A 19,823-nucleotide genomic window follows, 5' to 3' on the forward strand; every position below is an offset into this window, starting at 1 on the left:
CGTCCTTCCGGCCCGGCTCGCACGGGCCGGAAGAACGAGGCGCAATGCCCCGAATGTACGTAAAGTCGACCGCAGTACCGCAGGGCCGGAACAGTGCCGTTCCGGCCCCGCGGCATGCTCCCGGCGGCCCGACGCGCGGTTGCGGGCCCGGCCGCCCGCAGGTCCCATGGGAAGAACCCACCGGGTGGGACGGCACAGGCAGCGGGCGACAGTGGGGCAGGCAACGCATGGCGATCAGAGTGGTCATCGCGGACGACCAGGAAATGGTCAGGACCGGATTCCGGATGATCCTCGAGAGCCAGCCGGACATCGAGGTCGTCGCGGACGTCGTCGACGGCGAAGCCGCCCTCGAGGCCGTCGCCGCACACCGGCCCGACGTCCTCCTCCTCGACATCCGCATGCCCAAACTCGACGGGCTCGAAGTCACCCGCCGCCTCTCCGGCACCGACAGCCCCCGCATCGTCATCGTCACCACCTTCGACCTCGACGAGTACGTCCACGCCGCACTCCACGGCGGAGCGTCCGGCTTCCTCCTCAAAGACGCGAGTCCGGCCATGCTGGTTGAAGCCGTCCGGGCCGCCGCCGTCGGCGATTCCCTCGTCTCACCCGCGATCACCGTACGGCTGCTGCGCGAAATGGCCCCCCGCATCCCGGCGGCCCAGGCCGCCCGCCGCCCGGCCGAGCCGCTGACCGACCGGGAACGCGAAGTCGTACGCTGCCTCGCGCGCGGCCTGACCAACGCCGAGATCGCCGGCGAACTCTTCGTCTCCCTCTCCACCGTCAAGACCCACCTCGCCAACGTCCAGGCAAAACTGGACGCCCGCAACCGCGTCGAAATCGCCGCCTGGGCCTGGGAGAGCGGCCTGGCAGGCACCTGACTCTTACACACCTCTGACGCTGCCGACGAATGGTGGCCCCTGATCACTGCTGGCCACCCGGTCCGGTCGTCAGTCCCGTCGCCGTCCTGCACCAGCCCTGGCTTCGGAACTCCACCACCGCACCGTCCTGCGCACTGCATCTACGGGTACTACGGGTGGTGATACGTACTGCTGTACTGCGAACCGCTTGTACTGCTCGTGGCCTGATCTAGCGCCACGTTTCGGCAGCCAGCCCCGTCGCCTGTCCTGCGTCTGCTCTGGCTTAGAACCCCACTGCCGAACCTCCCGATGCGCGCGCCCGCAGTCGACGCCTTCACCGAGGTACCGCTCTCACTCACTTCACTGCTGGGTTCTGCTCGTGGTGGCCCCTGATGCCTGCGGGCCACCCGGTCCGGTCGTCAGTCCCGTCGCCGTCCTGCACCAGCCCTGGCTTCGACACTCCACCACCGCACCGTCCTGCGCACTGCATCTACGGGTACTACGGGTACTGCGTGTACTACTGCCGGCAGTTCGTCTCTGCCAGGCCCTGCTGTCTCGCTGGGCTACGAGAGAAACCATAGCCACGTCACTGCCCAATGTCTACTCCAGCCGAGATAGATTTGCTCCTGGCTGGTCAGGAGGTAATCGGGCTCGAACACGACTGCTCCCTGAGGCTGCCGAGCTGGACCTGGACACCGGACGCGCCGCCGAGTTCGCGACGCCACTGCGGCGAGCGGTTGCCGATCCCGGCCGCTCCAGGGGAGCGGAGGAGGGGCAGGGGCTGTTGCGGCCAACCGGAAACGGTGTCCAACGGGGTGGAAGAATCGTTTTGACGCACGTGACGGATGATCATGGGGCATGCCTCGACCGCAGTGCTCAGGCCGGCAGCGGCAAGCGCTGAGCCGCTGCCCGTCTTCCGGAACAACTGCGCCGGCGGCCTTCCCGTAGTCCGGCGCACGCCGGTGGGCAGGCCGGTGGAGAGGTCCCGGACGAGAGCGCACCCCCTGTACGCGCGGCTGGCCGAGGAGTGGACGGCCCGCGGCGCCACCGTCCCCTGCCGCCTTGACCCGCTGTGGCAGCGTCTGGTCTCTGCCGAGCACTTCCGGCGCGAAACGGAAAGGACGCTGCGGCAGCTGTATCTGGCAGGGGACGCCCATCCTGATGACGGCGCAGCCGCGTCGGTTCGAGGGGAGGTACTCGCGTGATCCACGGCTCGCTGGTGTGCCGGGGCTGTTCCGGCACCCTCTACGCCGTTTCCACCACCTGCGTCCATTCGGCTCCCTTGCCGACCTGGGAAGTCGATCACGACCGCACCCCGGTCTCCTGCCCCTTGCGGCCTCTCCTGCCCCTGGAAGGGGCGGCCGCCCATATCTCCGAGCTTCCCCACGCCGATCACGTCCTGACGGCACCGGCGTGACGCGATCCCGGGCTCACCGTCAAAGCCCTGCGTGCCCCTGCCTACCCGGGGTAAGCGGGACAAGGCGGCACTGATCCCACACGAGGACGCCGCAGGACGGTGTGAAGGACATGCGCCACCCGAGCACGACCGACAGCCATGCTGCCCACCCGCTGGAGTCCGCCTGCCAGCCCGTGCGGACGGCGCAGGCCCGCGAGGCCGCATCCGACTTCCTGGCCCGCCTCAACCCGCCACCGCCCGAACCGACTGTCCAGAACGTGGTGCTGCTGGTATCGGAACTGGTGACCAACGCGCTCCGGCACGTCGGCACGGTCACCTGCATGGAGCTCCGCGCGAACCGCCACCACATCCAGGTGATCGTCGAAGACCCCAGCCCGGCCCCCCCCCAGGACCGCACCCCCGACCCCACGGGCCGGACCGGCGGATTCGGCTGGCCCATGATCCAACGCCTTGCCCACGACGTCACCATCGCCCAGGCCCGGACCGGCACGGGCAAAGCGATCACCGCCACCCTCCCCCGCTGAACCCGGGCCCTACGGCCTGCCGGCCACGGGCCCGACCAGCCGGTCCAGTCGTGCGTACAAGGCGCGGACCATCCGGGCGAGGCCTTGGACACAGCGCACGCCGCCCTCCCCCGAGACGGACAGCCGCCGAACCGGGACGCACCGTAGCCACGACACCCCGGGAGGGGCGGCCCACCCATCCGCGCTTCCCTGTGGGTACGCGGAAGGGCCCGAGCGGCCCGTGCCGGTCGGGCCCTCTTCGGTGTTCGGGTGGCGGCATGCGCCGGGGCAAGGGCGAGGACGCCCAGAGCGCTGCCTTGTTCGCCGACGACGGGCAGGGCGTCGAGGCGGCGGTAGCTCATCGCGTGTTCCGCCCTGGCCATGGTGGTCATGGGCGAGGTGAACGGCCCGCGATCGCCGAGAACATCGCGTACACGCGCTGCCGTTGCGGATCGCGGCGAGTTGGGCCCGGGTTCGTGTGACCAGCCCGGGGCACAGGCCGTCCTCGTCACAGACCAGCAGACGAACCGCGCGGGCACTCGCCATGACGGACAGGGCCACCTCGAACGTCATGTCGTCACCGACCTGCGGGCCCGCCGCATCCATGGTGTCGTCCAACGTAGGGGGCGCCGGGTCGGCGCTGGCTGAGCGGGGCTGCATCCGGACCAGCCTCACAACGTGCCTCCTGCAGAAACGGGGGTCAGTCGTCTGATCACGTGGTTCTGAGGCCGCCGCATCGAAGGCGGACTGACGCACACTCGCGCGCTGGGCGGCCGAAACGGGCCCCCGCCTGACGCGGGAGGCCGCACCGCGCTTGACGCGTTCGACGACCGGCGCGGTGATGGTGACGGGGATTCCGGAGGTTGCGGGGGCGCCCGTGATCCGGTTGAGGGCCTCGTCGCCGGAGCGGACCTGGGTGGTCTGCGCGACGATCCCGGCGGCCTGCATGAGACGGGGCATGTCGCGGCACTGGTTGGGGGTGACCAGGGTGACGACGCTGCCGGACTCGCCGGCGCGCGCGGTACGGCCGCCGCGGTGCAGGTAGTCCTTCAGGTCGGTCGGCGGGTCCACGTTGACGACCAGGTCGAGGTTGTCGACGTGGATCCCGCGAGCGGCGACGTTCGTGGCGACCAGGACGCTGACGTGTCCGGTCTTGAACTGGGCCGGCGGCGGCACGGACCCCGCTGTTGAGGAGCTCCTGGGTGAGGCGGTCCACGGCGTGCTTGGTGTCGAGAAACATGATCACGCGGCCTTCGCGGGCGGCGATCTCCGTCGTCGTCCGCTGCTTGTCGGCGCCGTGGACGTGCAGGACGTGGTGCTCCATCGTGGTGACCGCGCCCTGCGAGGGGTCGACGGAGTGCACGACGGGGTCGGTCAGATAGCGGCGCACCAGCAGGTCGACGTTGCGGTCCAGGGTGGCGGAGAACAGCATCCGCTGACCTTCGGGACGCACCTGGTCGAGGAGCTCGGTGACCCGGAGGCATGAAGCCCATGTCAGCCATCTGGTCGGCCTCGTCCAGGACGGTGATCCCGACCTGGTTCAGCCGGCAATCACCACGGTCGATGAGGTCCTTCAGCCGGGCCGGGGGTGGCAACCACGACTTCGGCGCCGCCGCGCAGGGCGCCAGCCTGGCGGCCGATGGGCATGCCGCCGACGACGTTGGTCAGGCGGAGCTTCACCGAGCGGGCGTACGGGGTGAGGGCATCGGTCACCTGCTGGGCCAGTTCACGGGTGGGTACGAGGATCAGCGCGAGCGGCTGCCCCGACTCGGCGCTCTGGCCGGCCGTACGGGCCAGCAGCGCGAGGCCGAATGCCAGGGTCTTTCCGGAGCCCGTGCGGCCGCGGCCCAGGACGTCCCGGCCCGCGGGGGCGTTGGGCAGGGTGGCGCCCTGGATCGGGAAGGGCACGCTCACGTTTGCGCGCCGAGGGCGCCCGGCATGTCGAGATCGGCGAAGGCTTCGACGGGAGCCAGCGCGGGCGTGATCGCCTTCGGTGGCGGAACTCGCCCTGAGTCGAGGCGGGCCCGACGCCGGAACCGCCCGAGCAGCTCGGACCTGCGGAACGGCTCCGGCGAGTCGAGGAACCGAATCGGCTGCCCCGCTCGGAACCAGTGCCGAAAGCGGGACGCCGGTGCGACTGCGGGAAGAGCGCTCGTTCTTGCGTGTGGAGTTCATGCGAAACCTTCCTTGATGCGGAACTCATCAAGGAGTTCGCGCAGCGGAAGAGCGGCGCGGGTAATTGCGAGAACGGCCGAATGGAATGTGGAGCGGATCCGTTCCGCGAGAAATGTGTGCGGGTACGGGCGCTTGCCATGGGGTGGCGTCATACGGACGCGAAAACCGGAGAAATGAGCTCCGGTGCGTCTCCGAGGAGGCGGCAGCCCATGCCTGAACCCGCAGGTGGAACCACCGCGGGAGATGTGTGCAGCTGGGGCCCGCACCCCGAGGGGTGCGGGCCCCAGCTGCAGAATGCGCGTCAGCGTCAGGCGGGAACGATGTTCTCCGCCGTCGGGCCCTTCTGGCCCGGCGCGATGTCGAAGGTGACCTTCTGGCCTTCGAGCAGCTCGCGGAAGTCCTGGGCGGCGATGTTCGAGAAGTGGGCGAACACGTCAGGGCCGCCACCGTCCTGCTCGATGAAGCCGAAGCCCTTTGCCGCGTTGAACCACTTCACGGTGCCAGCAGCCATGTCATATCTCCTTGGGGCAGTACACCGGAGTCCGCACTGTGCGGAGACCGTGTCGCCGCGATGATGCCCCGCCCGGAAATTGACCGGAAATATGAAGCACCACCAGGCGGCGCGGAGGCCGACTGGAGGTGCTCTAAGTTTTTGGGTACCAAAACTGCAACGGAGATGGACAGTAGCATGCCGCAGCGGATTGCATGGGTCGAATGTATATACCCCTTGTGCTGCAGCAAAAACTCTCCTCGCGTTGCCCGCCAAACTCTCTGGCCGCGGGGACAGGTATTGATTCATGCCCAGTGCAGCGTTTCCAAAGTTGGGGTATTCGCCGGCTACGACGTAGCAGGCCCATCGGAGCGTCCTACTCCTCCCCGAGCGTAGTGGGCGGGGCAGGATGGTGAGGGTGATGGCTGAGGTGAGGTTCGAGACCCTGGTGTGCACGCACTGCGCTGCCGGGCCGGCTGCCGGGCAGGTCTGCGCAGCAGTAGCCCGCCGGGGTCTGCCTGTCAGACCTGGTCCGTAGCGTCGAAGACGAACGGGCTGGAGCGGCCGGCCCGAGCGGGAAGGGGCGAGGCGATGGGCGAGATCAGCGTGAGCACGGAGCACCTGGACCGGCTGGCTGCTCGCCGACAGCTCCGGCGCCTACCGTGCCCCCTGCCGGCACGCTTTCGCGGAGCTTGCCCGTACGTACGCACCAAGGCCGTCCCGCCGGCGAGATCCTGCCGCCGCTGGCCCGTGCCGCGGACCGGGCGCCGCTTGGGTTCTGGTCCGCGGATCTGTGGGAGCAGGCTCCGGCGATCAGCAGCGGTGAGACGTACGTTCTGCGGGTCCACGTCACCTGACGTCCTCCCGGGGGGGCGGAGCGGACCGGGCGCCGGGATCACATGCCCGTGCGGGGTGTCAGCCGCGGCTGCGTGGGTGACACCCCGCTGTCGGCCAGGCCCCGACCCCCGCCCGGCCCGGTCCTGGACGCGGCGCCGAGCGGGCGGCCGTGTTCGCCGACAACGGCCCCCTCAGTCAGCAGCAAGGGGGCCACTCAGTGTGCTCGCCCTACGGGCAGAGCCTGCCAGGCCTCGGGGTGCAGTCGTCGCCCGGATCCACAGGGCCGCCCGGCCGGAAATTGGACCACCACAGCGGGGTGGACCCGTAATAGACCACGAGGTTCCCGCCGTTCTGGATCGCCAGATGCGCACCCCAGTGATGGTCGGTGGCACTGTTCCACAGCGGGCGCATCGCCGCGTCGTAGGAGACGAGGTTCCCGTCGGCCTGCATGTAGAAGGTATTCCCGTAGCCGTAGCTGCCCACGGCCGTCCAGATGGCAACGTTGTCGCGGTAGAGCACCACGTGGCCGTCGTACTGCTGGATCAGCATGGTCCGGCGGTCGGGCGAATACCAGGCCTCGCCCCGGTTCAGGCCGGTCGTGCCCGTGATGACGGTCTCGGTGTCACTGCTGCCCAGGGCGGCCGGGGCAACAGCCGAAGTGGCGGGCGAAGCCTGCGCCGCCGTGGCGCCAAGCCCGGCTGGGACCAGGGCAAGCACCGCGGCGGCGGTCAATAAGAAGGGGCGAAAGCGTATTCGGTTCATGGGAACTCCGTCTGGTGCGATCCGGATGGACGCCCGTAGCCTCGCAGTGGAATCTCGCACTCAGCAGAAGGAATTCGGCCGTTGGGCCGTGCCATGAGCGGGAGGGGCCGCGGTAATCACGCTGACCGGCAAGGTCTTCGACGACGGAGCATCGCCCTCGTCGCCGTGGCCGGGCCGCAGTCGCGGTGGCCCATCGTTAAGGCGGGGTAGTCGTCAGCGCCGAGACGGCCAATCGAGTCGTCTGCGGTCGCTGCACCTCTCTCACCGAGCGCACGGAGGGGCCCTGGTGCCTATGGCACCAGGGCCCCGAAGGAACTGCTACACCATCTGCCGGCCCTAGTACTGCGCCGGCCTTTTGTTTCCGCGTGCGCGGCCTGACTGCTGCCGGAGGCGCGGGGATCGCGGTTGCTTGACCGGAGACCACCTCACTCACGATGTCCTGCGGTACCCGGACTCACACTGACGCCCGGGCGATCCTGATGGCGCTCGGCTCCTCCGTTCTTCCCTCGGTGATCAACTACCTACCTGCGGGGGACTGCGTACTGCGGGTACTGCTCTACTGCGGGTACTGCTGATATTGCGAACTGCTCCGTGGCCTGGCTGAGCGCCACTCTCCGGCAGCCAGCCCCGTCGCCGTTCCTGCAACTGCTCTGGCTTGGAACCCCACTACCGAACTTCCCGATGCGCGCGCCAGCAGCCGACGCCTTCACCGAGGTACTGCTCCACTCACTTCACTGCTGGGTACTGCTCTTACCGCTGTACCGCGAACCGCTTTGTACTGCTCGTGACCTGACCGAGCGCCACGTTTCGGCAGCCAGCCCCGTCGCCTGTCTTGCGTCTGCTCTGGCTTAGAACCCCACTGCCGAACCTCCCGGTGTACGCGCCCGCACTTCGACACGCTCACCGAGGTACCACTCACTGACTTCACTGCCGGGTACTGCGAACTGCGGGTACTGCCACTGCGTCAACTGCGGTACTGCTCTCGGCGACCCCTGATCACTGCGGGCCACCCGGTCCGGTCGCCAGTCCCGTCGCCGTCCTGCAACCGCTCTGGCTTCGAAACTCCACCACCGCACCGTCCTGCGCACTGCAACTACGGGTTCTGCATGTACTGCTGCCCGGCAGTTCGTCTCTGCCAGGCCCTGCTGTCTCTCTGGGCTACGAGAGAAACCATAACCACACCACCTCGCAATGTCTACTCCGGCCATCACAGATTTTCGTTCGCATGTCGGAGAGGTAATCGACCACGGGCGGAGAGGCAGTGGGGCGCGGGCGCAAGACGGTCGTCGCCGGGTCACGCCGCGCAGGCCGGGGCACAAGCGCACGCAGGCGCTACGCAGCGCACCGCGACGGCGACGATCACCGCTCCCCGAATCAACGGCCCGCCCCATTCCACGCGGGCGCCCCGCGACACGGGGTTCGTACGACCCGTTCAGTCCTTGGCCGTACGTGGTTCCAGAGGGGCGGGCCAGCCAGCCAGGCAGCCGGGTCCGAGGGCTCTCGTGGTGCAATGGGGCCTGTCCGATGCCGCTCCGGCGCGGATCGTTCGCGTACGGGGCGCAGTTCCCGGGTGGCATCGAGCAGCAAGGGGTCCGCTGTGACCGCAGGAGAGCCGGACAGCGGGCGGGCGTCTCGGTCCGACGCCGGCGGAGGCCGCCACGGCAGGGCGATGACTCTGGCGGGGATACTGGAGGCGTCGGAGGCCGCGGCGCCGGTGGAGTCGCTCGACGTGGTGGCACGGATGCTCAGGGAGCACATCGGGGCGGCGTCGGTGTCGTTCCTGATCACTGACTTCACCGGCAATTCGGTCGTACGGCTGGGAGCGGCGGACCGCGTCGAGACCGATGAGCCGGCCCAGCGGATCCCGCTGCGCGGCACCCTGTACGACGACGTGATCCGCAGCCAGCAGCCGAAGGTGGAACACAGAGGCGAGAGCCGGCTGGTGCGGGTCGTCGCTCCAGTGACCAACCGCGGGGACGCCATCGGACTCCTGGAACTGTTCCTGCCCGCGGTACCGGACGCGGAGGTGATGCGGGAGATCGGCGAAACCGCGCACGCGCTTGCGTACATCGTCATCGCGAACCGGTCCCACACCGACGTGTACCAGTGGGGCCGGCGCACCAAGCCGCTGAGCCTGGCAGCCGAGATCCAGCACCGGCTGCTCCCCGCGTCACTGGCGTGCGAGGCGGCGCAGTTCGCGGTCGCCGGGGCCCTGGAACCCGCCGAGCATGTCGGGGGCGACACCTTCGACTACGTCATCGACCGGGACACCGTCCAGCTGTCGGTGACCGACGCCATGGGCCACGACGTTGACGCCGCGCTGCTCGCCACCCTGGTCGTGGGCGCCCTGCGACGGGCCCGACGGGAAGGTGCCGACCTCGCTGAGCAGGCCCGCCAAGCCGACCAGGCCATGCGTGACCACGGCCGCAGCGGCTTCGTCACCGGCCAGCTGCTGCGCATCAGCCTCCTCGACGGCCGGACCGAGTTCGTCAACGCCGGGCACCCCTGGCCACTGCGGATGCGAGACGGCAAGGTCGAGGAGATCGTTCCGAAAGTCGACCGGGCGTTCGGCCTCAATATCGAACCCTCACAGCCCAACACCTACCGGGTGCAGACCTTGGACCTTCGGCCCGGCGACCGGCTGATCATGCTGACCGACGGCATGCTGGAGCGCGACGCCGAGAGCCTCGACCTGTCGGACCTGATCATTCGCACCCGCGAACTGCACCCCCGCGAAGCCGCCCGCACCCTCATCAAAGCGATCGTCGACGCCGGCGACGGCCACCTCGACGACGACGCCACCGTCATGTGCCTGGACTGGCGCGGCGTCCACAACTCCGAACGTGATGCCGCCAACGGTGCCGACCTCACCGACGCCTCACCACCGTCAACGACACGATGGCCCGCTCCTCAGCGGCAGTAAAGCGGCAGCAGATCCGCCCGCATGCGGCCCGCAACGCCGGGCAGGTCGGCGAGGTCGGACCGGCAGATCCCCGGCGCACCGGAATCCCCGTCGCTCACCCGGGCAGGCAAGGCCGATTGGGGAGGGGCGCCATAGGGTGGGCACCCGCAGAGGGGGCAGACGCCGTGGAAGCCCACCGTGTGGAGGGAGACCCGTGGTTTTGCCCCTGCTCGTCCTCGATCAGCCCGTGCCACGTGCCGGCCAGCCGACGACGACAGTACGGGGCGCCGCTCGCGACTTCCTCCACCGCGCCGCACAGGTCCGGGCCCCCGCCCAGCCCGAATACCCCGACGCGGTCCTCCTGGTCATCACCGAACTCGTCACCAACGCGATCCGTCACACCGAGGGACCCGCCGCCCTCCACCTCGAACTCCACGACGACCACATCGAGATCCGCGTCACCGACACCAGCCCTCACCCGGCTGAGCCCCGCCGGCCCCAGACCGACGGCAGCGGCGGCTACGGATGTCACCTCATCGAACGCCTCACCACCCACACCCACACCGAACCCACCCCCGACGGCGGAAAGACCATCTGCGCCCACGCCCCCTGGTAGCAGCCCCGGCCTACAAGCACGGCGTCGCCACTTCGCCATGGCCGGCCGAGCGCAGCTCCGCGGCGCGGGTATCGGGTATCGGGTATCGGGTACCTGGCGATGGCCTTACTGGTCGGCGCTGGGGACAGCGAGCAGGTTGGTCAGGCGGTTGCCGGCTGGGGCTGGAGCAGTTGTGGCTGGCCGAAGAGGAGGGCGTAGCCGTCGGGGAGCCGGCGCAGGATGCGGGCGAGGAGGTCGGGGCCGGCGAGGGCGGAGACGGGGGCGAGGACGGCGCCGGTGTCCCAGCGGGTGGTGGCCGGTGTGGCGCCGGTACGGGCGGCCAGGTCCTTGATGAACCCCCATCCGGTGAGCTGCTCGGTGTCGGGGATCTGCGCGGTCAGGGTGAGCGCGGCTTCGACGGGCAGGCGGCGGGCGAGGTCGACGCGTTCGTCGCCTGTGATCTGCCGTCCGAGAGCGGCGATAACGGTTCGGACGGCTTCCTCGGCGCGTTCGCGGGTGGGGTAGGCGCCCTCGTAGCGGACGCGTTCGAGCAGCTGGTCGTACGTCATGGCCGCCGCGATGGAGCGTTCCGGTCGGGTCTGGTCGTACATGACGGGGCGCTGTCCTTTCTGGCCCCGGCCCCCCGCCACGTAGAAGACCGGCGAGGCCGATGAGGCCGAGCGGTCCGCGCCACCCGTTCGGGCTGCGTCCCCCGGTCACATCAGACGGGAACGCGACGGCGTCGGTACCCTCCCCGGCATGACGTCACCCGACGACGCCCGGAAAGGGGTTCCGTGTCGGATCCGATGACCGTGCTGGCCATGACGGGGGCGACGACCGTCGTGGCGGCCATGGCCACCAGCGCCTGGGACGGCACCCGGGAGCGCGTCGTCGAGCTCTTCCGCCGCCGTGGCGACGAGCGGTCCACCGCGCTGGCGGCCCAGTTGGACGGCGATGCGGAACTGATCGCGGGCGAGGGCGAGGACACCGACGGCGTACGCGAAGACCTCGTACGCCCCTGGGCGCGCCGGATCGGCGCCCTGCTCCGCGAACACCCGGAGGCCGCGGACGAGCTGCGCGCCCTGATCGAGGAGGTCTCCGTGCCCCCGGCCGCCCAACAGTGGTCGCAGCACATCACCGCGCACGCCGGCGGCGCCGCCTTCGGCGCCCAGGGACCCGGCAGCAGCGTGCACGTGCACCATCACCGGCCGGCCGCCGGCGAATACCCCGCCCCCGCATGAGCGAGCCCGACCCGTCGGCGCGTCAGCACGTCACCGCGGAAGGGGGCTTCGCGTACGGCGTGGTCGGGGCCGACCTCCACGTGTACGCGGACGGGCTGCCCTCCTACGTCCTGGAGGAGTGGCTCCCCCCGCCCGAGTCGGACCCGGAATGGCTGCGGGAGCTGCCCAGCCGCCTGCTCAGCGCCCGGCACGAGATCGTCCCCTTCACCGGCCGCGCCGACGAGCTCGCCGAGCTCCGCGCGTGGCGCGGCGCCACCGGCCGACGGCTCGCCGTCCGCTGGCTGCACGGGCCCGGCGGCCAGGGCAAGAGCCGCCTCGCGGCGGCGTTCGCCCGGGACAGCGTCGCCGAAGGGTGGAAGGTCGTCAGGACCGTGCACGCCCCCGGCAACGTGCTCCCGGGCGGCGCCGGCGGCGACCTGCGGGCCGTGGGCGCCGCCGGGGTGCTGCTGGTCGTCGACTACGCCGACCACTGGCCGCTCCCCCACCTCACCTGGCTGCTGAGCAACCGGCTGCTCCACCGCCTCGACCGGCCGACCCGGGTGCTGCTGGTGGCCCGGGGCACGGACCAGTGGCCGGCCGTGCAGGCCGCCCTGCACGACTCCCAGGCGGCCACCTCCGTCCAGGCCCTGGAGCCCCTGCCGGAGCGCGGCGGCGAACGGGCCGGGATGTTCGAGGCCGCCCTTGACACCTTCGCGGCCTGCCTCGGAGCCGCCCCGGGCGCGCCGGACGGTTCACGGGTTCCCCCGCCGTTACGGGTGCCCGCGCCGTTACGGGTTGCCCCGCCGGTTTCCCTGGACGGGCCGGAGTTCGGGCTGACGCTGGCCGTCCACATGGCCGCCCTGGTCGCCGTGGACGCCCACCTCCACGGCCGCCCGCGCCCACCGACGCCGTCGGCCTGGTCACGTACCTCCTCAACCGCGAACAGGCCCACTGGGCCCGGATCCACACCCAGGACGCGGGCCGCGCGGCGGCCGCCGCGGGGCGCACGTACACGACCCCGCCGCAGGTGATGAACCGCGCCGTGTTCGCGGCCGCTCTGACGGGGACCGTGCACCGGGCGACCGGCCGCAGCGTCGTCGACCGGGTGACCGGAAGCCCGCCCGCCGCACCGCACCCCGCCGAGCGCGTCCTCGCCGACCACGGCGTCTGCTACCCGCCCTCCGGATCCGGGCCCTCCGGATCCGGGCCCGCTGCCGTCCTCGAACCCTTGCTGCCCGACCGGCTCGCCGAGGACTTCCTCGCCCTCACCCTTCCCGGCCACCGCGCGCAGAGCGTCTACCCGCCGTCCTCCTGGGCCCCGGAGGCGCTCGGCCGCCTCCTGCTGCCCGGCGGCGACGGGCGGCCGGCGTCGTGGACGCCCCGCGCGCTGATCTTCCTGGCCGCGTCCGCCGAACGCTGGCGGCACATGCGCCACGACCACCTGTACCCGCTGCTGCGGCGGGCACCGTGGCTCGCCGTCGCCGCCGGCGGACGGGCACTCGGCGCGGTCGCCGCGCTCGACGACATCGACATGGGGCTCCTCGAGGCGATCGAGGCCCGTCTGCCCGAACGCGAGCACCCCGACCTCGACCCGGCCCGCGCGGTCCTGGTGGAACGGCTCGCCCGGCACTGGCTGGCGGCCACGGACGACCCGGACCGGCACGCCTTCGTCCACGTCCAGCTGGCGAACGCCCTGCGCGGCGCCGGGCGGTACGAGGAGCTCACCACTCGACGGTGCGGGTCGTCGCGCTCCTGGAGCGATTGGAGGCCGAGCGGCCCGGCTCGCAGACCGCGCACCTGGGCGTGGCGTACGCCAACCTGTTCACCAGCCACACGAGTCTGGGCCGGCCGCAGGCGGCCGTCGAAGCGGCGGGGCGGGCCGTGCACTTCGAGCGCCTCCTGGCCGATTCCGACCCGCAGGGCCGGTCCGCCGGACTCGGCCCCGACGGCCGACAGGCCCGGTACGCCCTCGCCCTCTGCGACCACGGGCAGGCCCTCGCCACCGCCGGGCGGTGGGCGGACGGGTTCCGCGCCCATGCCACGGCGCTCGACGTGCTCGTCCTGCTCGCCGAGCAGGACACCGAGCGGCACCGCAACGACCTCGGCGCGACCCTCCTCAACATCGGCGCCGACCTCTCCGCTTCAGGGCGCGGAGGCGCCGCGGTCGCGGCGACGGAGGGAGCGGTGCACCTCCTCGGGCCCCGGACGGCCGTCGGCGACCCGCCCAACGATCCCAACGATCCCGACCATCCCGGGACTTACGCACTGGCCCTGTCCAACCTCTCCGGCCTCCTGCTCACCTGGCGCCACGCCCTCCCCGTCGGTACCGACTGGCGCAGCCGGGCCCTCGACGCGAGCACCCGGGCGGTCAAGATCAACCGGCATCGTGCCGGGGCGAACCCGGACGCGCTGGCCCCCTCGCTGGAACAGTCCCTGCGGACCCACGCCGGCGCCCTGGAAGCGAAGGGCCGCGCCGCGGAGGCACGTGCGGTCCGCGCCGAGGCCGACGAGCTGCGCAGCCGCATGCGACCACCGCCCGACGTGAGCGACGTGAGCGACGTGCCCCGGGCGGACCTCATGGCGGCGGATGACGACCCCGGCTCGTACCGCGAGGACGTGGTCCGCACCCTCGGGCTCCTGGCGCGGTTCCACGAGGAGACGGGTGTGGCGGAGAGGGCGAGCGCGGTGCGCCGGGAGATCCGCCGACACCGCCCACCCTGGCGGTGGCTCGTCCGCCCGACGCGCCGCGGAGCCCCCTGAGAAGCCCGGCAGCGGGCCGACGCCAGGGCGAAGGCGCCAGGGACGAAGGCGCGCGGGCGAAGGCGCCGGCGTCGGCCGGGAACGAGAGGCGCCGCAGCCCCGGCCGGAAGGAAGGGAACGTCCCGGGGACGGACCTCCGGACGGAGCCCCATGGCCGGGACCCCGTCGGTCCCGAGCCGGGACCGGTACCAGGGAGCCGCCTCGACCAGGCGGTTGAGAGTCCCGGGTCCGGGGTGGCAATCGGCTGCCGGTGGGGCGGCGCCACCGCATGTGGCGCACGCGGCCGTGCTCGATCGCGGACCGGAGCACGTCGTTCGCGTCGTACCCCCGCGCCGGTTCCACCAGGAAGCCGGCTTCCTCGACCTGATGGGAGGCGATGGCCGGGCACCGTGCCGGCCACCGCGCGTCGCCGGACTCGACCTCGATGTAGAGCTCGGCGTCGCCGTCAACGGCTCGCAGGCGCCAGTGACGTAGACGGTCGGCAGCCGCCGGTCGAACCCGTACGGGTTCAGCGCTTCGACGGCCTTGCCGGGGTGCCGGGCGAGCACTTCGGGCCGCCCGGGGTTCCCGGTGACGACCGTGCGCCCGCGCACCTCGGCGGGCAGCAGCGCCAGCGAGGACTGGGAGGACACCGCGATACGCGTCGCGGAACTCGCGAGCCTGCGGTTGGCCAGGCCCAGCCGGACCGTCTGCTCGTGCAGGACCAGCGTTCGACGAGCGACGGATCTTCCCCGTGGGCCTTGCGCCCTCGGGCGAGTGGGTGGGCTGCAGTCTGTTGCACATAACTTGCCCGGTGTAAGGCGAGGGCGCCCGCCGTCTCCGTGGCCGCTCGGTCCGAGGACCCGTCAGCGTCCCGCTCGGCAGCGGCCGGTGGCGCGGATCGCGCCCGCTCCCCCGCCCGACTCCGCTCGGTCCGAGCGCGATGAAGATCAATCGCAAGTCGGCGCACTAGGGTCGGAGACATGACGCCACCACCCCTTGCCGGCAGTGCCTTCGACTCGCTCCGCCTCGACGCCGTATCCGACCAGGAGGCGCTGCGCCGGGCCTACGCACTCCCCGGCGACGCGGCCGTGCGCAAGCAGATGACCGAACTCACCGAGCAGACCCAGCGGCTGATCGCCTGCTCGTCCCTGGTCCTGGTCGCCAGCGCGGACGCCGAGGGCAACTGCGACGTCTCCCCGCGCGGCGGCCCCGCCGGGTTCGTCGCCGTCTTGGACGCACGGACCGTGGCGATACCGGACGCGACCGGCAACAAGCGTCTGGACACCCTGCAGAACGTCATCGCCACCGGACGGGCCGGGCTGCTCTTCGTCATCCCGGGACGCACCACGACGCTCCGGGTGAACGGCCGGGCCTGCGTCTCCACCCGCCCGGAGCTGCTGTCGCAGCTGACCGCCGTGGGCAAGCCGCCGGCCAGTGCGCTGGTGGTGGGGGTCGAGGAGGTCTACCCGCACTGCCCCAAGTCGCTCCTGCGCAGCGGGGCCTGGAAGCCGGAGCAGTGGCTGCCGGCGGACGCCCAGCCGGCCTCGGCCGAGGTGACGCTGGCCCAGCTGCGGATGCCGGAACTGACGCTCGCCGACATCGAGCAGGCGGAGGCGGACTCGCTGAAGTACCGGTACGAGTAACGGGCTGCACGGGCCTGACATGCTGCGGGTCACCCGCTCACCGGCTCACCGGCTCACCGGGTCTCTGGTGACCGGACAGGTCCGCGCGTACGACCTCCTGCGGATGTCAGGCCGCGAGGGCCGGCCGTGCCGTGTGGGCGCGAGCGACCGGACGCTATGCCGCGGGCGGGCAGGGGCAGCCGGGCCCGAAAACCCCGGCCCCGTGCCCGCCGGAACGGTGCGTCAGACCATGGAGAGCCGGTCCACCAGCAGTTCCACCCGCTGCCCGGTGTGCTCCGGCGGCAGTCGTCCGGACCTGGTCAAAGTGGCCAGCCCGTGCAGGGCCGCCCAGAACGTCTCGGTGAACAGCCCCGGGTCGACGCCGTCCCCGGCGACCTCGCCGAGGCACCCCAGCAGCGCGGCGAACGCGTCCTTGAGGGGTTCCGGGGTGTCCTCCCGTGCATACGGGAGACCGCCGTCGAGCTGGAAGATGGCGTCGTAGACCGCCGGGTTGCGTGCGGCGAAGTCGAGGTAGGCGCGGGCCAGGGCGTACACCCGCTCGCGCGGGCCGTCCGCCGCGGCGGTCGCGGCGCGCACCGCCGCGGCCAGCTCGGCGGCGCCCTCCAGGGCGACGGCACCGATGATCTCCCGTTTGCCGCGGAAGTGGCTGTAGAGGACGGGCTGGCTGTACTCGATGCGCTCGGCGAGCCGACGGGTGGTGACCGCGTCCCAGCCCTGCTGCTCGGCGAGTTCGCGGGCCGTCGCCACGATGAGGCGTTCGCGCTCCGCCCGTTCGCGCTGCTTGCGTTCCTGTACCGACATGATTCGATCCTAGCACCGCTAGACAATCAAGCGGCAGTAGTACTAGCGTTGCCCCATCACCTAGCAACGCTAGATATCGAGAGGGTCATCATGCTCAACGCACTCGAGGTCGTCACCACCGTGGTCGTCGGAGTGATGGTGGGGGTGGAGTTCTCCGTCGCCTTCGTCATGAACCCGATTCTCAACGCCCTCCCGGAGGACAGCGGCCAACTCGGCCACGCCCACGGGGGCCGGATGCTCGGCGCCGTGATGCCGGTCTGGTACATCGGCTCGCTCGCCCTCGTCGCGGCCTGGGCCATAGCCGGATGGCACCACCACGGCACGGGCCTCGTCGTCACCGCCGGCGCGCTGCTGCTCCTCAGCGTGGTCATGTCGCTCCTGCTGCTCGTCCCGATCAACAACCGGAACAAGACGTGGACCCCCGAGAACCGGCCCGCGGACTGGAAGAAGCAGGTACACCGCTGGGAACGCTTCCACTACGCCCGCGTCGCCGTCATCGTCGCCGCCTTCACCCTGCTCGTCGCCGCCCTCGCCTGATCTCGCGGGCCGACACCGCGCGGGCCGCGCCGGCCATGTCGGCCGCCTCCGCGCGGCCTGATCAGGCCCCACACGACTCGGCAAGCTCCACGCTCACCAAGCTCACCACTCTGACGAGACTCGCAAGGAGAAGAACAGTGTCGCTGAAGAAGATCAACACCGTCCTGGCCGCCACCTTCATCCTCTTCATCCTCTGGTTCGGGACGGAGTACATCCTGAGCCCGGAGACGATGGCACCGGGCTACGGCCTCCCGAGCTGGCCGTCCGGCGACGGCGACGGCTTCCTGATCGTCAAGGGAATCCGCGACATCGTCCTGGCCCTGGTCCTGGGCATCCTGCTGGCGACGGGTCACCGCCGGGCGCTGGGCTGGGTGCTGCTGGTGGAGGCCCTCGCCGCGTACGGCGACATGACCAATGTGCTGGCCCACCACGGCTCCGCGGCCACCGCGCTCGGCGTCCACGGCCTGACCGCGACGCTGATGGTGGTCAACGGCCTGCTCATCATGCGAGAGACCCGCAAGGCCGTGACCGTGGCCGCGGCCGCTCCGGCAACGCCCGCCACGCAGCCCGCCTGACGCCACCGCGGCCCGCGTCGGTGCTCGCGAAGGGCGGGGCCACGGGTGATCCCGCCGTACGCCGATTGTCAGAGGCTGTTGGCAGGATCTGCGTCGTGAACGTCATCCGTACCACCCCACCACGGCCGTTCGACGTGGCCGCGGCCTTCCCCCGGCTGGCCCCGCTGGCACGCACGACGACCCGGCTGCATCCCCGCCCCGGTTCTCCTTCGCCGTACGACAGCTCGGCCGGTGGGCCGCTGCTGTGGCCCAGTGAGCAGCCATGGCTGTACTGCGACGCACGAGGGTCCGGTCTCCCCCCTCCTGCCGGTGGCCCAGCTGTACGTGCGCGACGTTCCCCAGCTACGGCCGCCCGGACGGACAGACCTGCTCCAGGTGCTGTGGTGCCCCTCGGAGCACCCGCCGGAACACAAGCCTCCGACCGAACTGTTCTGGCGAACCGCCGCCGACGTCACCCATGTCCTCGCCTCGCCGACCACACCGTCCGAGGCGCAGTACGGCTACGCGCCGGAGCCGTGCGTGCTCGCACCGGAGCAAGTCACCGAGTACCCCAACTTCCTTGAGTTGGACGAGGAGTTGCAGCGGCAGCTGAGCGACTGGAGCGCGTGGCAGGCGGCCGGCGTCGCGATGGACGATTCCTACGAGCCCGCCCCGCAGGAGTTCTACATGGACGAGCTGTCCGTTGCCCCCGGCTGGAAGGTCGGCGGCTGGCCGCCGTGGGGCCTCACCGATCCCATCGCCCGGTTCTGCATCAACTGTGGCGCGGCGATGAACCCGCTGCTGACCATCGCCTCGAACGAATCTCGCGACTACAGAAGGGGCTGGGTCCCGTACGAGGACCAGGCCATCGCCGTGATTGACAGCGACAACGTGGCGAACCCGCCCGGGATCCAGGTTTCCGACGCGAACAATCTGCAGCTCTACTCCTGCCCGACGTGCTACACGCATACCGATCTGATCCAATAGGCCATTGCCATTGCCAACAAGGGCCGCCGCCGCCCGGCCCTCACGGGCAAGCCGATCGCCGATGCGCGCGCCGCGTACCCGGACGGCCGGTCCATCGCAGCCCTGGCCCGCGAGCACGACGTCAGCCGATGCTGACGGTGATCTCGGGGAGCGGTATGTCGGAAAGGTTCAGCTGGAGCCCGGTCAGGGTCAGGTAGGTCTGCGAGTCGGTCAAGGTGGAAGTGGTGGACGGCGCCTGGGTCTTCCCGCGCGTGCTCACCAGCAGGTACCAGCCCCCGCGCTTGTAGCTGCGGGAGTCGTCGGGACGGTCGCCGTTCGGGTTCAGCGTCCAGCCCTGACGCTCCAGGTCGACGCAGATCGCGTTCATCTCCGACTGTGCGGCGGCCTTCTCGCGGACGGCCATCCAGCCCGTCCTGTCCGAGTCGGCGCCGGCCGCGACGGTCGGGCGGCCCTGCGCCGGGTCGAGGCCCGCCGCGCTGACCGCGGTCCGGATCACCTCGTCCACGGCGTCCCGTGTGAGGGGCGGCGACGTGGACTCCGGTGTGGGCGCCGCCGTGGATGGGAACGGCGTGGATGGGGACGGCGTGGGTGCGGGCGCGCCCAGGTGGATGCGCCCGTCGACTATCTGGATGTGGTCCGGCAGGGCCAAGGCGGCCAGACTCACGATCAAGGCCGTGGCCAGCCCGATCCACACGCTCTTCAACATTGCGTTCAACGCGAAACTCCCCCCGAGTGATCATTCAGAGGGAGTCTCACACATACTGCTCGGCGCCCAGCAGCCCTTACGACGTGGTGCGCGAT

The 19,823-nt window shown here is 71.0% G+C and carries 16 protein-coding genes and 4 pseudogenes; 12 read left to right on the forward strand and 8 right to left on the reverse strand.

Features of this window, described 5'->3' with window-relative positions:
* Window positions 1-227: 227 nt before the first annotated feature.
* Window positions 228-878 carry a response regulator transcription factor gene (locus DRB89_RS33185; RefSeq protein WP_112463533.1) on the forward strand — a complete coding sequence of 217 codons (651 nt, stop codon included), beginning with the start codon at window positions 228-230 and terminating at the stop codon, window positions 876-878.
* A gap of 1,506 nt (window positions 879-2,384) precedes the next feature.
* Complete coding sequence (locus DRB89_RS33195; protein WP_112463906.1) at window positions 2,385-2,798, forward strand: ATP-binding protein; 414 nt, start codon at window positions 2,385-2,387, stop codon at window positions 2,796-2,798.
* Between the two features lie 266 nt (window positions 2,799-3,064).
* On the opposite strand, the pseudogene DRB89_RS45190 reads toward DRB89_RS33195, so the two are convergent.
* The 3 genes and pseudogenes from DRB89_RS45190 to DRB89_RS33210 form a co-directional block, all read right to left on the reverse strand.
* Window positions 3,065-3,437, reverse strand: a pseudogene (locus tag DRB89_RS45190) (CBS domain-containing protein); the annotation flags it as partial.
* 66 nt (window positions 3,438-3,503) lie between these two features.
* Window positions 3,504-4,952 (reverse strand): annotated as a pseudogene (locus tag DRB89_RS33205) (DEAD/DEAH box helicase); the annotation flags it as partial.
* A 307-nt stretch (window positions 4,953-5,259) separates the two neighbouring features.
* Window positions 5,260-5,463, reverse strand: coding sequence for a cold-shock protein (locus DRB89_RS33210; protein ID WP_112452105.1), 204 nt, complete (start codon window positions 5,461-5,463; stop codon window positions 5,260-5,262).
* A 671-nt stretch (window positions 5,464-6,134) separates the two neighbouring features.
* Here DRB89_RS33210 and DRB89_RS45195 point away from each other — a divergent pair.
* Window positions 6,135-6,299 (forward strand): hypothetical protein, encoded by a 165-nt coding sequence (locus tag DRB89_RS45195; protein ID WP_239516454.1) that lies wholly within the window; start codon window positions 6,135-6,137, stop codon window positions 6,297-6,299.
* A gap of 208 nt (window positions 6,300-6,507) precedes the next feature.
* Here DRB89_RS45195 and DRB89_RS33220 read toward each other — a convergent pair whose 3' ends face one another.
* Complete coding sequence (locus tag DRB89_RS33220) at window positions 6,508-7,041, reverse strand: hypothetical protein (protein ID WP_112452104.1); 534 nt, start codon at window positions 7,039-7,041, stop codon at window positions 6,508-6,510.
* 1,669 nt (window positions 7,042-8,710) lie between these two features.
* Between DRB89_RS33220 and DRB89_RS33230 the strand changes: the two genes are divergently transcribed.
* Together DRB89_RS33230 and DRB89_RS43310 are read left to right on the forward strand one after the other, a co-directional pair.
* Window positions 8,711-9,964, forward strand: coding sequence for a PP2C family protein-serine/threonine phosphatase (locus tag DRB89_RS33230; protein WP_112452102.1), 1,254 nt, complete (start codon window positions 8,711-8,713; stop codon window positions 9,962-9,964).
* Window positions 9,965-10,157: 193 nt separating this feature from the next.
* Window positions 10,158-10,559: an ATP-binding protein gene (locus DRB89_RS43310; protein ID WP_162688825.1), complete on the forward strand. Its 402-nt coding sequence runs from the start codon at window positions 10,158-10,160 to the stop codon at window positions 10,557-10,559.
* 140 nt (window positions 10,560-10,699) lie between these two features.
* Here the strand turns inward: DRB89_RS43310 and DRB89_RS33240 are convergent, their stop codons facing one another.
* On the reverse strand, window positions 10,700-11,149 hold the full coding sequence (locus DRB89_RS33240) for a DUF2267 domain-containing protein (RefSeq protein WP_112452100.1): 450 nt from the start codon (window positions 11,147-11,149) through the stop codon (window positions 10,700-10,702).
* A gap of 183 nt (window positions 11,150-11,332) precedes the next feature.
* On the opposite strand from DRB89_RS33240, the gene DRB89_RS33245 reads away from it, so the two are divergent.
* The 3 genes from DRB89_RS33245 to DRB89_RS33255 all read left to right on the forward strand — a co-directional run bounded on the left by DRB89_RS33245 (window position 11,333) and on the right by DRB89_RS33255 (window position 14,518).
* Window positions 11,333-11,779, forward strand: a complete 447-nt coding sequence (locus tag DRB89_RS33245) for a hypothetical protein (protein ID WP_112451904.1) — start codon at window positions 11,333-11,335, stop codon at window positions 11,777-11,779.
* Window positions 11,776-12,789, forward strand: coding sequence for an ATP-binding protein (locus DRB89_RS33250; RefSeq protein WP_112451903.1), 1,014 nt, complete (start codon window positions 11,776-11,778; stop codon window positions 12,787-12,789). Before DRB89_RS33245 ends, DRB89_RS33250 begins: the two co-directional genes overlap by 4 nt.
* 703 nt (window positions 12,790-13,492) lie before the next feature.
* On the forward strand, window positions 13,493-14,518 hold the full coding sequence (locus DRB89_RS33255; RefSeq protein ID WP_162688826.1) for a hypothetical protein: 1,026 nt from the start codon (window positions 13,493-13,495) through the stop codon (window positions 14,516-14,518).
* 461 nt (window positions 14,519-14,979) lie between these two features.
* Here DRB89_RS33255 and DRB89_RS45200 read toward each other — a convergent pair.
* Window positions 14,980-15,234 (reverse strand): annotated as a pseudogene (locus tag DRB89_RS45200) (UDP-N-acetylglucosamine--N-acetylmuramyl-(pentapeptide) pyrophosphoryl-undecaprenol N-acetylglucosamine transferase); the annotation flags it as partial.
* Window positions 15,235-15,480: 246 nt separating this feature from the next.
* Here DRB89_RS45200 and DRB89_RS33265 point away from each other — a divergent pair.
* Complete coding sequence (locus tag DRB89_RS33265) at window positions 15,481-16,143, forward strand: MSMEG_1061 family FMN-dependent PPOX-type flavoprotein (RefSeq protein ID WP_112451900.1); 663 nt, start codon at window positions 15,481-15,483, stop codon at window positions 16,141-16,143.
* Window positions 16,144-16,365: 222 nt separating this feature from the next.
* On the opposite strand, the gene DRB89_RS33270 is transcribed toward DRB89_RS33265, so the two are convergent.
* Window positions 16,366-16,944 carry a TetR/AcrR family transcriptional regulator gene (locus DRB89_RS33270; protein ID WP_112451899.1) on the reverse strand — a complete coding sequence of 193 codons (579 nt, stop codon included), beginning with the start codon at window positions 16,942-16,944 and terminating at the stop codon, window positions 16,366-16,368.
* A gap of 90 nt (window positions 16,945-17,034) precedes the next feature.
* Between DRB89_RS33270 and DRB89_RS33275 the strand changes: the two genes are divergently transcribed.
* The 3 genes and pseudogenes from DRB89_RS33275 to DRB89_RS33285 all read left to right on the forward strand — a co-directional run bounded on the left by DRB89_RS33275 (window position 17,035) and on the right by DRB89_RS33285 (window position 19,022).
* On the forward strand, window positions 17,035-17,481 hold the full coding sequence (locus DRB89_RS33275) for a DUF1772 domain-containing protein (protein WP_112451898.1): 447 nt from the start codon (window positions 17,035-17,037) through the stop codon (window positions 17,479-17,481).
* Window positions 17,482-17,618: 137 nt separating this feature from the next.
* Window positions 17,619-18,056, forward strand: coding sequence for a DUF4267 domain-containing protein (locus DRB89_RS33280; RefSeq protein WP_112451897.1), 438 nt, complete (start codon window positions 17,619-17,621; stop codon window positions 18,054-18,056).
* Between the two features lie 95 nt (window positions 18,057-18,151).
* Window positions 18,152-19,022: pseudogene (locus tag DRB89_RS33285) on the forward strand (hypothetical protein).
* Window positions 19,023-19,143: 121 nt separating this feature from the next.
* Here DRB89_RS33285 and DRB89_RS33290 read toward each other — a convergent pair.
* Window positions 19,144-19,737, reverse strand: coding sequence for a hypothetical protein (locus DRB89_RS33290; protein ID WP_162688827.1), 594 nt, complete (start codon window positions 19,735-19,737; stop codon window positions 19,144-19,146).
* Window positions 19,738-19,823 lie beyond the last annotated feature (86 nt).

The organism is Streptomyces sp. ICC4, from assembly GCF_003287915.1.
Classification (GTDB): domain Bacteria; phylum Actinomycetota; class Actinomycetes; order Streptomycetales; family Streptomycetaceae; genus Streptomyces; species Streptomyces tritrimontium.